The sequence below is a fragment of the Providencia sp. 2024EL-00732 genome (genome assembly GCF_044006275.1).
Lineage (GTDB): Bacteria > Pseudomonadota > Gammaproteobacteria > Enterobacterales > Enterobacteriaceae > Providencia > Providencia huashanensis.
In genome coordinates this window covers 97274-112523 of sequence record NZ_JBIPDG010000009.1, presented here as the reverse complement: position 1 = coordinate 112523, position 15250 = coordinate 97274, and the positions used below count along the sequence as shown (strand labels likewise).

Here is a 15250-nt window from a genome sequence, read left to right as displayed (position 1 = left end):
TCTGCTACGGATGTATTATTTTATTGATGGTAATAAGAACGATACCAATCAACAAAGGCCTGAACACCCTGCTCAATAGACACTTGTGGACGATAACCTGTCACATTAAATAGGTCTTCAGTGTCTGCCCAAGTTGTGTAGACGTCCCCTGCTTGCATAGGTAAGAAGTTTTTAATGGCCTCTTTACCGAGCGCTTTTTCCAACGCTGAAATAAACTCAATCAATTTAACGGGCTGCCCATTACCAATATTATAAATACGGTATGGCGCACTACTTTCTGCCGGTGAGGCACCGTTATTGTGCGGGTCTGCTTGTGGAATTATATCCGAAATACGGATCACACCTTCGACAATATCATCAACAAAAGTGAAATCACGGCTGAGATTGCCGTTATTATAGACATCAATGGGCTCCCCCGCCAAAATAGCTTTAGTAAATTTAAATAAGGCCATATCTGGCCGGCCCCAAGGGCCATAAACGGTAAAGAAGCGCAGCCCTGTTGTAGGCAACTGGTATAGATGTGAATAGGAGTGCGCCATCAATTCATTGGCTTTCTTCGTTGCTGCATACAATGAGATTGGGTGATCGGTTGGCATATCGGTAGTAAATGGGGCCTTATCTGTCACGCCATACACGGAACTAGAAGAAGCATACACAAGGTGTTTTACTTTAGCTTGGCGGCAACCTTCTAAAATAGCTAGGTGACCCGTTAAATTGCTATCTGCATAAGCAAATGGGTTTTCCAACGAATAACGAACCCCCGCTTGTGCCGCAAGGTGAATAACCCTATCGAATTGCTCTTGGGTACACAATACCCTGATGGTTTCGCGATCGGTTAGGTCAAGGTGAAGAAAACGAAATAGCGGAAATTGTTCTAATAAATGTAAGCGGGATTGTTTAAGGCCCTGATCATAGTAAGCATTAAGGTTATCAATACCGACGACCTCATGCCCACTTTCTAATAAACGCTGACATAGCCTAAAACCAATAAAGCCTGCACTTCCCGTGACCAAGTATTTCATATTCACCATCTTCTAGCATTAAACCATTTCCAAGCTCTAATTGAGCGTTTTGGTCATTTAAATAAACTGACCTGAATATAAGACACAAAAAGTCAAAAATGGTTTTATCGCTAACCGAATAATAAATAAAAAATTTTCCTTTTAAAGAAACGTTAAGGTTAGATAGGAAGAAAGGTAGACGATATAAAGATAAAATCAGTGGCAGGTATGGTTAGATACCTGCCACAACTTACTGATATTTAGTTGTTATCTACTTTATCTGCGGATTTTAAAGTGCGGTAAATATAATTACGATAGCTATCTAGTAGCTTCTGGTCTTCGCAATCATTCAATTTACCCTCACAAAGATGGCGCATCTTAATATTAGCCTCATAGAATGGCGAAACCTTTAAATTTGCGCGCTCCAATAGGATACCCCCTAAGAAGGAAATATCGGTTAATGGGCCTATTTCAATGTGTGTCCCTGATTTCAAATTATCACGTAACGTAAATTGAGTCAGGTAAGCTGGTGACGACAGAGGGGAATTATATTGATTTAAACTAATACCCGGCTGGTGATCACCAAAATACAAGAACATTAGTGGGCGGTCTCGCTTTTCAATAAAGCTAGCAAAGTCACGGATTGATGCATCTGAGGCAATAATTTTCTCCATATAGTGGCTAAATTCACCGGCAGCATCTGCCTGTTTAATTTTGTCTTTTATCCCGTAATCATCACTGTGGCTCTCTTTATAAGGCCCATGCTCATACATTGTTAAAGAGAAAATAAAAACAGGTTTGTCCGTTTCTTTTGCTAAAATTTCTTTGACATATTTCAGCATATCTTCCGTGCTGATTGTCCATAGATTATCTTGTAATTTACCTGGATAACCGAGTTCTTGTGGCTGGATAATTCTATCGACACCGAGGGTTTCATAAGCATGGCCTGAATGGTAAGCCCCTTTATTAAACGGTGTTAAGACAACTGTGTAATAGCCATTGGCTTTCATTTCTTTGAATAGACTATTTTTTAAGTTATCGACAATAAAATAAAAAACACCGCTTTTTTGTGCACCAAAATCATCACTATTTAAACCTGTGAGCGCTGAGAACTCTGATAACCAAGTACCACCGCCAAAAGTCTGAACCCGCATTTGGCTAGATGCAGCAACACCCTCATCTTGCTGGAACATGAATAATTCAGGAAGTTTTGTCCCAGCAGGTAAATCATAAATATTTGGGTTAACCGTTGATTCTTGAAGTAATAAAACAATATCTGGCTTTTCTGAAGGCGTTGTATTTTCTAACGTTACCGTTGCCGCTTTCTCGATGAAATAATCCGCAGAACCTGCAAATTGTGGTGATTGATAACTCGAGTTTTTTGCAGACATGATAATATTTGTGACTGTCCCACGGCCCTTAGGTAAAGTTTGAGACCACCGATCATAATAATGGTCGCTTGTAAAACTCGCCCCAAAATAACCCGCAACAACTAAGATCAGCCCAACAATACGTGAAGTTAATGATTTAGATGATGACACTAGGCGCCAACTGATAACACCATTAACCACTAGCAAAATAACCAAGGCGACCAAGGCAACACCCGCTAACCAATAATGGCCCAAGGTGCCCATATTGGAGGTATCGGTCATGATGTTAATATCGGTGAAGAAAAGTTGTTCTTTGTAGTAATGAACTTTTAACTGGTTTAAAAATTTAATGATAATAAACAAGGTACTGGTAATAACCACTGAAAATAACCAGCGAGCTGTAAGCACCATTAAAACACCAAATAAGGCAGCATATACACTGATTGAAATCAGCGCAGGATAAATCACACTCCCTTTTTCAAACACTAAAAAAAGTGAGCCAATAAAAATTAATGCCAGATAAAAGCCTGCAAATAACTTTTTCTTCATCGGTTTTACCACAAGGTTAATATTGAAGGTTTGCTATGAAGCACTACTATAACGGAATAAAACACTCAGTTTATTCAACGAAAATCCCTTTATCACGCAAATAGTGCCCATCGCCTTTACGACGAGTAAAACCGCTTTTATCAAAAAACTCAAGAATTTGAATCGCAAGTTTTCGACCAATGCCCAATTGATTACGAAAATCCGCCGCAAAAATCACTTCATTTTCTAAGCAATAACGATGGATCTTCGCAGCAAAATAGCTAATTTGCTCATTGCTGTAATAACGGTCACGCACAATCGCGATAACTAACCCCATTTGTGCGGCTTTTTTAAGTACGCGCCGCATTGTCTCTTCTTCATAGCCACTTTCTAATGCGAGATCACGTACCCACCAAGCCTCATTACGAGAAAATAACGGGTAAATCTGCTGCCAAATTAATTGTTGCTCAGCGTCGAAAACCAACCCATGCTGAGGCATATGTAACCAACCGCGCGTTTGCTTAATGACCTTTTCATCAATAAGGTCATTAATCAGCTTAAACACTAGCGCTTCACTCATAGAAGGGAGCGCCATGCGTTTTAATCGGGCTTTCCCAACCCCGATTTGGTCACTATGGACTTGGTTAAATTTCTCAAGGGTCTGTACTAAACGCTCTTTAGCCACTTGGGCTTTAAATGCTGACAGTACATTGTTACCGACACGCTCTGCATCTGTTTGCACCAATAAGCTTTCTACCGCTTCATGGGTTAATTGCCGCGCCCAGCTGTATTCCTGTAAATTAAGCTCCCCCTGAGGAAGTTGTAACTTAAAATGCGCAAGCTCATCGTGCTCTTTACACAGCTTTGATAACCAATCTAAAAACTCGGGAAGCCTTTTGCCACGACGCGGGGAGACTAAGCGGATCACACGTGCCCCGCCTAATGTCTGGCGAGCACTTATATCACGGATAATCAGCCGGTCATTATCCACTAACCATAATGGAGTATCTAAAATTAACTCGGCAAGAATGGGGGTTTCTCCTTGCTCCACTAATAAAGATACGCGTCCGGTAATGTGACTTGCTCCATGATAAAGATGCACAGGTTGCCAATGCTTAATTAATGCGTCACATTCCAGCTCAACAATCACACGGTTTGCAATAAAGGCCGGTTGCTGAGACAACAGCCAATCACCTCGAGTGATGTCTTCTTTCGCGATATCACCGGATAGGTTCAATGCCACACGGTCACCCGCTTGCGCACAGTCTGAGGATTGATTTTGCCGATGGACCCCTCTGACTCTAACCGGTTTATCTGCACCAGTAACCCATAGTGAGTCCCCGACTTGTATTTTCCCTGCTAACGCAGTTCCCGTCACCACAATCCCAGCCCCTTTTACATGGAAAACTCGGTCAATGGCTAAACGAAAACGGCGCTGCAAATTTTCATGAGCGCCATTGAGTTGATGTAACTGTTGTAGATATAAACGTAGTGATTCAACACCACGCCCATCTTCGCTAGAGGTGATAAATAATTTAGCGTCAGGCCAACCTTGCCGTGCTAGCTCTGATTTAGCTTGTTGTATCACTTGTTCAATACGTGAATGGTCAACTCGGTCAGCCTTGGTAAGGATTAACGTAATATCTTGGCAGCCAGCGAGCCTTAAAATGGATAGATGCTCAAGTGTTTGAGCCATTACACCATCATCACATGCCACAACCAGTAGAGCATGGTTAATGCCGCCAACCCCAGCTAGCATGTTCGCTAAGAATTTTTCATGCCCTGGCACATCAATAAAGCCGATTGCACTACCATCCTGTTGCGGCCAATAGGCATAACCGAGGTCAATCGTCATCCCACGTTTTTTTTCTTCGGGAAGGTGAGATGTATTTATACCTGTAATCAATTGAATTAATGATGTTTTACCATGGTCAACATGGCCAGCTGTCGCAAAAATCATGAAAGTAAAACCTGTAATAAAGCATGTTCATCATCAAGACAACGCAGGTCAAGCCACAGCTTGCCTTCTTTCATACGACCAATAACGGGTTGAGGTAGCCGCCGCCATTGGGAGGCAAGTTGTTCCAGCGTACTGCCTTTTCCATCTAATGGTGCAAAAGTCACCGCAAAACTCGGTAACCGGTCAATAGGTAGCGAGCCGCTTCCTATTTGCGATAAGCAAGACTCAACTTCCACAATAAACTTGTCACCGTAAAAAGCTTGCAGTGCTACTAAGATATTTTCCGCGCTCCTTTGGATCACTTCTGGCTCACGGGTTAGCCATCGCAAGGTCGGTAACTCAGTAACTAGTTTTTCAGGGGTTAAATAGAGTTTTAGGGTAGCTTCAAGCGCAGCTAACACCATTTTATCAACGCGCAGTGCGCGTTTTAACGGGTGCTTTTGGATTGCCTCAATCCATTTTTTCTTCCCTAAGATAATCCCTGCTTGTGGCCCACCAAGAAGCTTATCACCGGAAATAGAAACTAAATCAACACCTTGAGCAAGATAGGTTTGAGGCATTGGCTCAGCGGGTAACCCCAAGGTTGTCATATCAATCATGGAGCCACTACCTAAGTCAATCGCCGTCGGTAACTGGTATTTTTTGCCCAGTTCCGCTAATTCATCTCCCTCTACCTCAGCAGTAAACCCTTCGATGCTATAGTTACTGGTATGCACCTTCATTAACAATGCAGTTTGCTCATTAATTGCATTTTCATAATCACGTAAGTGAGTACGGTTTGTTGTGCCCACCTCAACCAGTTGGCAACCGGCCTGTGCCATCACATCTGGTACGCGAAAAGCCCCGCCAATCTCGACGAGTTCACCACGAGAAACAATGACTTGCTGACCATTCGCGACTGTTGCCAATAATAACAAAACTGCCGCTGCGTTATTATTAACAATGCATGCATCCTCTGCCCCTGTTAATTCACAGAGTAAATCCGCAATCGCGCGGTCTCTGTGACCACGCATGGCGCCATCAAGAGAATATTCTAATGTAACTGGCGAATTCATCACTTGGCTAACTGCATTAATCGCCGAGGTTGGCATTACTGCTCGACCTAAATTGGTATGCAGTACCGTCCCCGTTAGATTAAAGACGCTTTTTAACGCACTTTGCCCTAATGTTTGGTGGCGGACGGATAGTTCTTTTAGCCAGTCATCGTGCCAAGCAGGTAATTTTCCAAACTGTGAAATACAAGTTCGGGCTTGTTCTTGCATTTCACGTAAGCATGCTGTTACCCAATGCAATCCTGATTGCTCGACCAATACTTGTACTTCATCAAGCTGCAATAATTTATCGATTGCAGGAAGTTGGCGATATAAAACAGAATTTGATTCAGCCATAGTTACGATTCTCTGTTTGTTACCGCTTATTTTTCACCAGGGAATAAGAACGGGTTAATACTGCTACGTGCAAAACCTTCTTCTTCCATACGTGCATCCAAAATAATTGATGCTAAATCATCAGCAACTGCTTCGACTTTAGCTTCTTTCTCTTGGTAAAGGATCTTCAGATAACTTCCACAATCACCACAACTTTCCGCTTTAATGGCTGCGTTTTCGTCATCCAGTGACCAATAATTCAGTTGGCCTGTTTGCTCACAATTGCTGCATTTCACACGCACCATGTGCCATTCGGTTTCACATAAATTACAGTGTAAATAACGCAGCCCCTGCGAAGTCCCAATTTGTACAATGCTTGATACAGGCATGCTATTGCATACTGGGCAGAAATGACGGTGGTCACCATGTTCCGCGCGCGCTTTACCGGGGATATTTGCAGCCATTTGCGCCCAATACACAGATAGAGCAGCCCAAATAAACATGGATTTTTCCGCAGGGACTTTCTCAAACTCCTCATTTAATAACGCGGTCGCCATTGCCTCTAATTCAGTTTCGGATGCTTTATCTAAGTTTTCTAATGCTGGGCGAACTGATTCAGGGACAATTGGCATTAACTCAGCGATAATAGCGGTCAATAATTTGTGCCAATGTGTTGTACGTGGGAAGGTTTTTGCATCTAAGGGGGAGTTGTTTGTATTAATTGAACGCTCAAGAATAGGCGCCATATCCACGTCTAATGGATTATCATGTTGTGCATTATGTTGCGCAGTAGCAACTTCAGCTGCAAAATTCAGATAATCTGCAAAGGGATGCTCGCCAATACCGAGTTCTTTCAACCGCTCAGCACGGCGTTGATATAAACTTTTTAGGTTAGGAAATAGAACCGGAGGAATAAAACCAATTCCTTTTTCTTTCAATCTTTCTTGCCCTAACTCTTCTTTAGGAACGATACGAATACCCATTGCGTTCTCTCTTTTCTATTTTTTTATAACGACAATCCCCGAGAAATGGCTGACCATTTTCCCGAAGCGTCTTTGCTCATCATATTTTATATCCGCGAAAGCGGTGCTCTAATACTCAGGATAAAACAAAAGTAGCGTTGAGGCTACTCTGGCCCTCGAATTATCTATGATATAACCCCGTAGTAGATCAAGGTAAATGTAAATCAGGATGATGGTTGTTTTATTTGATATAAATAAATTGTTATCTCTAGGATAAAAATTCTGGAGTTGTGGTTTGGAGTGATTATAACTGCAAGCTTATGATGTAAACAGCCTTCTATTTGCAACAGAAATTGGTATTTTGTCCTTATTTCAAGATGTTTTTTTATTGCTGTTGTTCAATCAGAACGAAATAAAAACATAAATATAATTAATATCTATTGTATCTTTTAGATAAAGATAAATATAAAAAGCACTTATGGTCAATAAATACGCGACCAAATACTATTCGGTCGCGTATTAATAAAATAACAATTTTGCTTCCTTAGAGGTATAACAGCCCCTTTGGTACAATCAAAATACCAAATAAAAAGCAAATATCATTAATAACCAGTTAGTCTTTAGATTTTCAGTAACTCAGGGTAATACATACGTTTAATTGCGAGCTCTAAACCTCTAACCTCCGCTAGACCTTTTAGACGCCCTATGGCGGAATAACCCGGGTTAGTCACTTTCTTCAAATCATCCAAAATTTGGTGACCATGATCTGGTCTCATTGGAATTGGTGCAAGCCCCGCAGCATGGCGTTTTTGTTCAACCGCTAAAATGGCTTTGACCACTTCAAACATATCGACATCGCCTGCAATATGATTTCCTTCATGGAAAGTATTTGGGTTGTTTTCTCTCACCGTTGAACGTAAATGTGTGAAATGAATACGATCACCAAATTCATTAATCATTTTTACTAGGTCGTTATCGGCTCGCACACCATAAGAACCTGTGCACATAGTAAACCCATTATGAATGCTATCGCAGCTTTGCTTAATAAACCGCATATCTTCAATGGTAGAAACAATACGTGGTAGGCCTAAAATTGGGCGTGGAGGGTCATCAGGGTGAATAGCTAAAACCACATTTTCTTCTTCACACACAGGAACGATTTTCTGCAAGAAATAACGTAAGTTCTCACGTAACTGATTTTCATCAATATTATTATACAGCGCCAAGCGCTCACGGAATTGGTCTAATGTATAACCTTCTTCTGCGCCCGGTAACCCTGCAATGATGGTTTTAATCAGGTTTTCGATATCATCAGATGACATATTGGCATAATACTCAGCCGCTTCTTTAACTTCTTGTTCTGAATAACTCGCCGCCGCATTTTTACGTTTTAAAATATGAATTTCAAACGCAGCAAAGGCAATATTGTCGAACCGTAACGCTTTGGAGCCATCAGGTAGCGTATAAGCAAGGTCAGTACGCGTCCAATCTAGAATTGGCATAAAATTATAGCAAATGGTCTTAATACCACAGGATGCTAAATTACGGATACTTTGCTGGTAATTTTGAATATAGAAATCAAAATTACCTTGTTGAGTTTTAATATCTTCGTGAATAGGAATACTTTCCACGACAGACCAAACTAACCCAGCATCTTCAATGATAGATTTACGCTTTAAAATCTCCTCAACACTCCAAACTTCACCGTTAGGAATATGATGGAGCGCAGAGACGATTCCCGTCACCTCTGCTTGCCTAGCATCACTTAAAGAAACAGGGTCATTAGGACCGTACCAACGCCACGTATGCTCCATGAGTACTTCTCCTGCGATTATTCAAAAATAGTCTGATAAGGAATTGTTTCAAATAAGTAACCATCAAAATTGGGGTCATCAAAATCAGAAAGCTGCATTAGTGTATTTTTGACATTTTCTAAATGCTGCCACATCTCTTTTTTAGCCAATTCAGGATCACGTTTTTGTAGTGCATTTAAAATATTTTCATGATCAATCAACCACTTCTTCCGGTAAGTCGTATTGTCGATATGCTCATGTAGCTTATCCCACATAGGGCTTTGTAACCGCACAGCCCAGATATCATCAATAATCTTCGCCATCATGTCATTCTTGCTTGCGCGAGCAATTAACACGTGGAACTTATGATCATTAGCATCGTCACTTTCATTATTTGCGACTTTGATTCGCTCATCTTCTAATAATGCGCGGATCTCTTGAATATCGGCTTTTGTTGCTGATAAAGCAGCACATGCTGCTATCGCACTTTCAATCACTTGGCGCGCTTGCAGTATTTCAAAAGGGCCATGGTCTAAGCTTTTGACTTCATCAATTAATAGGTCTGGGTGATTGATGACATAAACACCAGAACCTTTCTTGATAGAAACCAATTTTTCAATTTCCAACATGATGAGTGCTTCACGTACCAATGAGCGACTAACATCATATTTTTTAGCGATCTCACGCTCTGGCATTAAACGACTTCCTATCGGATATTCACCAGATGCAATGAGCTCTTTTAACTGCTGACCTAGGTATTGGTACGAGCGGTATTGAGTTTTCATATATATGTACAACGCGTTGTCGAATTAAATTTAGTTCTTCCATTGTAGATTATCGTCCCTCACCACAATGGTCAACCAATTTATCCACTATTTCTGCAAAATTAGTTAACCAATTTGTGATCAGATTCACTTATTGTCGTCTTTTTAGTCATTGTTTTTTAATTTATCGATTGATAGAGTGAAAAAAAGAAGATTTGGTTAACCAATAAATAAACCAGTTTGAGTGTAAAGGGGTAATTTGGTTGATCAGTTGGTTAACAAGTAATAGGGATTTAGGCCAAAATGAAAATCATAAAAGCAGAAGTCTTTGTATGTAGCCCCGGTCGTAATTTTGTCACATTAAAAATTACTACTGATGAAGGCATATATGGACTCGGTGATGCCACCCTTAACGGGAGAGAACTCTCAGTGGCATCCTATCTTCAAGATCACCTCTGTCCTCAGTTGATAGGCCGTGACCCACATAAAATCGAAGATATTTATCAATTCTTCTATAAGGGAGCCTATTGGCGCAGAGGCCCAGTTACGATGTCCGCCATTTCTGCGATTGATATGGCACTGTGGGATATTAAAGGCAAAATTGCCAACCTTCCAGTTTATCAATTACTCGGTGGAGCTTCTCGTGAAGGGGTGATGGTTTATTGCCACACAACAGGCACCGATATTGCCGAAACACTAGATAACTACGCGAAATATAAAGAAAAAGGTTTTAAAGCGATCCGTGTGCAGTGCGGCATACCAGGAATGGCAACCACCTATGGGCAGAGCAAAGGAAAAAACCTTGCTTATGAACCTGCCACAAAAGGCCATCACCCTGAAGAGCAATTTTGGTCAACCGAAAAATACCTCGATTTTATGCCCAAACTGTTTGAAGCCGTACGCGACAAATATGGTTTCAATGAACACCTTTTACACGATATGCACCATCGCTTGACCCCTATTGAAGCAGCTCGCTTCGGTAAAAGTATTGAAGATTATCGATTATTTTGGATGGAAGACCCAACACCAGCGGAAAACCAATCTTGTTTTAGATTAATTCGTCAACATACCGTCACCCCAATCGCTGTAGGTGAAGTTTTTAATAGCATTTGGGATTGTAAACAATTGATTGAAGAGCAACTCATCGATTATATCCGCACCACAATCACGCATGCTGGAGGGATCACGGGTATGCGCCGGATTGCTGATTTCGCTTCTCTTTACCAAGTCAGAACAGGTTCTCATGGTCCATCTGACCTATCCCCAATTTGCCATGCTGCCGCCTTACACTTTGATCTATGGGTACCAAATTTCGGCGTTCAAGAGTTTATGGGCTACTCCGAAGAAATGTTATCCGTATTTACGACCAACTGGACGTTCAATGATGGTTATATGCACCCAAGTGATAAGCCCGGTTTAGGTATCGATTTTGATGAAAAACTGGCAGCGAAATACCCGTACAACCCAGCTTATCTTCCAGTTGCTCGTCTCGAAGACGGCACGTTGTGGAACTGGTAATTTTTATTTTATTCGGAGTCAAATATGAAAGCTGTAAAATCGGTAGTAATTAAAGAACCTAATACATTATTGATTGAAGAGCGTTCAGTTCCTGAGCCAACTGAAAATCAAGTACAAATAAAAGTTCGCTTAGCCGGTATTTGTGGTTCTGACAGCCATATCTACCGTGGCCATAACCCATTTGCAAAATATCCACGCGTGATTGGCCATGAATTTTTCGGTGTCATTGAAAAAGTCGGTTCCAGCGTAGACAGTAAACGCATTGGTGAACGAGTCTCTATCGACCCTGTTCTCAGTTGTGGTCATTGCTACCCATGTTCAATTGGTAAACCAAATGTTTGCGAGACACTAGAAGTATTAGGCGTTCATACTGATGGCGGGTTCACTGAATATGTTAATGTCCCTGCGGCAAACGCTTATACCATTCCCGATTCAATCAGCGATGAATGTGCCGTTACCGTTGAACCATACTCTATTGCCGCCAACGTGACTTCGCATGTTCACCCAACTCAAGATGATGTCGCATTAGTCTATGGTGCGGGTACGATTGGGTTAACCTGCGCACAGGTTCTTAAAGGAGTTTATCAGGTCAAAACCTTAATTGTGGTTGACCGCGTGACTGAACGTTTAACAAGAGCAAAAGATTGTGGTGCTGATATTATCATTGATAATTCACAAAGCCCACTGCCAGAACAACTCAAAGCACTGGGGCTCCGCCCAACGTTAGTACTTGATGCAGCTTGCCATCCCGCTATCTTACAAGAAGCCATCTTGATTGCTTCCCCCGCGGCAAGAGTTTCTATTATGGGCTTTTCAAGTGAAGCAAGTGCCGTTACACAGCAAAGTATTACCAGCAAAGAGATTTCATTATTTTCTTCGCGTCTGAATGCCAAAAAATTCCAAGAAGTAATTAGCTGGATAGAATCTAAAAAAATTGACCCAACAAAAATCTTAACCCATCAGTTCCCATTCACTGAAGCGCAAGAGGCAATATTAACCTTTGAAAAAGACCAGAAGACCTGCTGTAAAATTCTTTTAACCTTTTAATTTAATTAAAAAAACTAAATCCGATTTTGGATACTACTCTACGTGATTAATAGGATAATAATATGAATACTCAGTCAATTGACCCATCAGGGAAAGTGGAACGCAGCTCTGGCGATCTGACCAAAGCTGCAGTTTCAGGCTGGCTAGGAACCGCTCTGGAGTTTATGGATTTCCAGCTTTACTCGTTAGGCGCAGCACTTGTTTTCCATGAAATATTTTTCCCTGAACAATCCGCTTCAATGGCATTAATTCTTGCTATGGGAACTTACGGTGCCGGATATGTCGCACGTATTGTTGGTGCGATTTTCTTTGGTCAAATGGGCGACCGAATCGGCCGTAAAAAAGTACTCTTTATCACCATCACCATGATGGGGGTGTGTACTACATTAATCGGGGTATTACCAACCTACGCACAGGTAGGTATCCTCGCACCGCTGTTATTAGTTCTCTTGCGAATTATTCAAGGTTTAGGGGCAGGCGCTGAAATTTCGGGTGCAGGCACCATGCTGGCAGAATATGCACCAAAAGGCCGTCGTGGTATTGTGGCCTCATTAGTGGGTCTGGGAACAAACTGTGGCACATTAAGCGCAACTGCAATTTGGGCTGTTATGTTCTTCTGGTTAGATAAGTCAGACTTACTGGCTTGGGGCTGGCGTGTACCTTTCTTGGCAAGCTTCGTGGTAATGCTGTTTGCAGTATGGTTACGACTGAATCTGAAAGAAAGCCCTGTATTTGAGAAAGTGCAAAATACGGAAGAACAAGAAGCCAAAGTCGCAGTACAAGCACCACCGAAAGAAAGTTTCTTTGCCATGTTTAAATCTAAAGCATTTTGGTTAGCGACTGGCATTCGTTTCGGCCAAGCAGGTAACTCTGGGTTAATTCAAACTTTCTTAGCAGGATATTTAGTTCAAAGCCTATTGTTTGATAAGAGTATTCCAACTGATGCGATCATGATCAGCTCCGTTGTCGGTTTCCTAACTATTCCTGTAATTGGTCTGATATCAGATAAATTTGGTCGTCGTATTCCTTATATTATTCTTAGCTTATCTGCCATGTTGCTCGCCTATCCGATGTTATCTGTCATCGTCGATGGCGCGAACAGCGTTAGCTTAATTACCATCTGTATTATTATCGTTCATAACTGTTCAGTACTCGGATTATTTGCCTTAGAAAATATTACGATGGCTGAAATGTTCAACTCACGTAACCGTTTTACTGGTATGGCTGTAGCCAAAGAAATTGGTGGCTTAATTGCCTCTGGCTTAGGCCCAGTTCTAGCAGGCATTTTCTGTAGCATCACAGGAAGCTGGTGGCCAATTGCAATCATGATCATCATTTACTCTGCCATTTCATTAATCAGTGCCATTATCATGCCTGAAGTGAAAGATCGTGATTTAACCAGCACGTTGGATGCGGTTGAAGAGGCTGAACAACAAAAAGGTAAAGTGAAATATGCAACTGTCAACCAATAACCTAAACCAATTACCCGCCACAATCAAAGTACCAAGCTATGATAGGGAGCAGGTAAAGGTAAAAATGCTTCACTTAGGTTTCGGCGCGTTCCATCGCGCCCACCAAGCCATCTTTGCGGATATTTTAGCTACGGAGCAGCAGAGTGATTGGGGTTTTTGTGAGGTCAATTTAGTCGGTGGGGAACAACAAATTGAAGATTTACTCGCTCAAGACTGCCTTTATAACGTAGTTGAAATGCAAGGCGATAATTGGCAAACCCGTACTGTCGGTGTGGTAAGAGAAGCATTACACCCAACCATTCACGGAATTGATGCCGTTATCAATCGCATGTTAGACCCTAATATTGCCATCGTTTCCATGACGGTTACTGAAAAAGGTTATTGTTATGTGCCCGCGACAAGCTCGATTGATTTTGCGAACCCCGCTATTGCGCATGATTTAGCCTCACCAAACACCCCTAAATCACTGCCGGGTCTGATTGTTGAAGCCTTAAAACGCCGCAAGGCACTGGGTATTGCACCATTTACAGTCATGTCCTGTGACAATATGCCTGAAAATGGCCATATTACGAAAAATGTCATTTTAGCGATGGCTGCAAAACAGGATATTGCATTGGCCAATTGGATTGAAGCCAATGTCACCTTTCCATCCACCATGGTGGATAGAATTGTGCCTGCCATGACACCAGACACCGCAGAAAAAATTCAATCCCAACTAGGCCCTGTCGTTGACAAAGTCGCCATTGCCTGTGAGCCATTTCGCCAGTGGGTGATTGAAGACAATTTTGTCGCGGGTCGCCCTGAGTGGGAAAAAGCGGGCGCTCAGTTAGTCACAGATGTCGTTCCATTTGAAGAAATGAAGCTGCGCATGTTAAATGGTAGCCACTCATTCCTTGCTTATTTAGGTTATTTGGCTGGTTACCAATATATTAATGAATGCATGCAGGATAGTGCTTATGAAAAAGCAGCTTATCACCTGATGGTCAATGAGCAAGCACCAACGTTATCCATCAAAAATGTGGATTTACCCGCCTATGCTAATGCCCTGATTGAACGTTTTAAAAATACGGGGTTGAAACATCGTACTTGGCAAATCGCTATGGATGGAACATTGAAATTATCTCAACGTTTACTCGATTCTATCCAAATTCATCTGAAAAACGGCCAATCATTTGATTATTTAGCCTTAGCTGTTGCGGGATGGATGCGTTATGTCAGCGGAAAAGATGATCATGACGTAGAAATTCAAGTCAGCGACCCACAGGCTGTAAAGTTGGCAGAGCTCGTTGCAAACAGTACTGATGATGAAAGCCGTGTTCGCACACTACTTTCTCTTAACAGTTTGTTTACCGAAGAACTGGTTAATAATTCGTTATTTACTGAAAAGGTGACTGCATTCTACCTTTCACTACGTGATAACGGTGCCAAGAAAACTGTTGAAGCTCTCAACCACCAGCACGACTTATAA

The 15250-nt window shown here is 41.7% G+C and carries 11 protein-coding genes; 4 read left to right on the top strand and 7 right to left on the bottom strand.

Annotated features, from left to right (window positions below):
* Positions 1-20: 20 nt before the first annotated feature.
* From ACHB7C_RS14590 to ACHB7C_RS14560, 7 genes are all read right to left on the bottom strand, one after another.
* Positions 21-1022, bottom strand: a complete 1002-nt coding sequence (locus ACHB7C_RS14590; RefSeq protein ID WP_042846752.1) for an NAD-dependent epimerase — start codon at positions 1020-1022, stop codon at positions 21-23.
* A gap of 239 nt (positions 1023-1261) precedes the next feature.
* Positions 1262-2920 (bottom strand): LTA synthase family protein, encoded by a 1659-nt coding sequence (locus ACHB7C_RS14585; RefSeq protein ID WP_048605680.1) that lies wholly within the window; start codon positions 2918-2920, stop codon positions 1262-1264.
* A gap of 70 nt (positions 2921-2990) precedes the next feature.
* The gene (gene selB / locus ACHB7C_RS14580) at positions 2991-4859 is read right to left on the bottom strand and encodes a selenocysteine-specific translation elongation factor (protein WP_048605678.1); all 1869 of its coding nucleotides are present in this window, start codon (positions 4857-4859) and stop codon (positions 2991-2993) included.
* The gene (selA, locus tag ACHB7C_RS14575; protein ID WP_042846755.1) at positions 4856-6247 is read right to left on the bottom strand and encodes an L-seryl-tRNA(Sec) selenium transferase; all 1392 of its coding nucleotides are present in this window, start codon (positions 6245-6247) and stop codon (positions 4856-4858) included. The genes selB and selA overlap by 4 nt, the downstream gene beginning before the upstream one ends.
* A gap of 26 nt (positions 6248-6273) precedes the next feature.
* On the bottom strand, positions 6274-7209 hold the full coding sequence (fdhE, locus tag ACHB7C_RS14570; RefSeq protein WP_048605675.1) for a formate dehydrogenase accessory protein FdhE: 936 nt from the start codon (positions 7207-7209) through the stop codon (positions 6274-6276).
* 599 nt (positions 7210-7808) lie between these two features.
* Entirely contained in the window at positions 7809-9002 is a 1194-nt protein-coding gene (gene uxuA / locus ACHB7C_RS14565; RefSeq protein WP_042846757.1) for a mannonate dehydratase, read from the bottom strand.
* A 17-nt stretch (positions 9003-9019) separates the two neighbouring features.
* A complete protein-coding gene (locus ACHB7C_RS14560; protein WP_004906196.1) occupies positions 9020-9766 on the bottom strand; it encodes an FCD domain-containing protein in 747 nt (248 codons plus the stop codon).
* 282 nt (positions 9767-10048) lie between these two features.
* On the opposite strand from ACHB7C_RS14560, the gene manD reads away from it, so the two are divergent.
* The 4 genes from manD to ACHB7C_RS14540 all read left to right on the top strand — a co-directional run bounded on the left by manD (position 10049) and on the right by ACHB7C_RS14540 (position 15250).
* Positions 10049-11263, top strand: coding sequence for a D-mannonate dehydratase ManD (manD, locus tag ACHB7C_RS14555; protein WP_166686678.1), 1215 nt, complete (start codon positions 10049-10051; stop codon positions 11261-11263).
* 24 nt (positions 11264-11287) lie between these two features.
* A complete protein-coding gene (locus tag ACHB7C_RS14550) occupies positions 11288-12310 on the top strand; it encodes a Zn-dependent oxidoreductase (protein WP_395347694.1) in 1023 nt (340 codons plus the stop codon).
* Positions 12311-12372: 62 nt separating this feature from the next.
* Positions 12373-13782 (top strand): MFS transporter, encoded by a 1410-nt coding sequence (locus ACHB7C_RS14545; RefSeq protein ID WP_042846759.1) that lies wholly within the window; start codon positions 12373-12375, stop codon positions 13780-13782.
* The gene (locus ACHB7C_RS14540) at positions 13763-15250 is read left to right on the top strand and encodes a mannitol dehydrogenase family protein (RefSeq protein ID WP_166686679.1); all 1488 of its coding nucleotides are present in this window, start codon (positions 13763-13765) and stop codon (positions 15248-15250) included. The genes ACHB7C_RS14545 and ACHB7C_RS14540 overlap by 20 nt, the downstream gene beginning before the upstream one ends.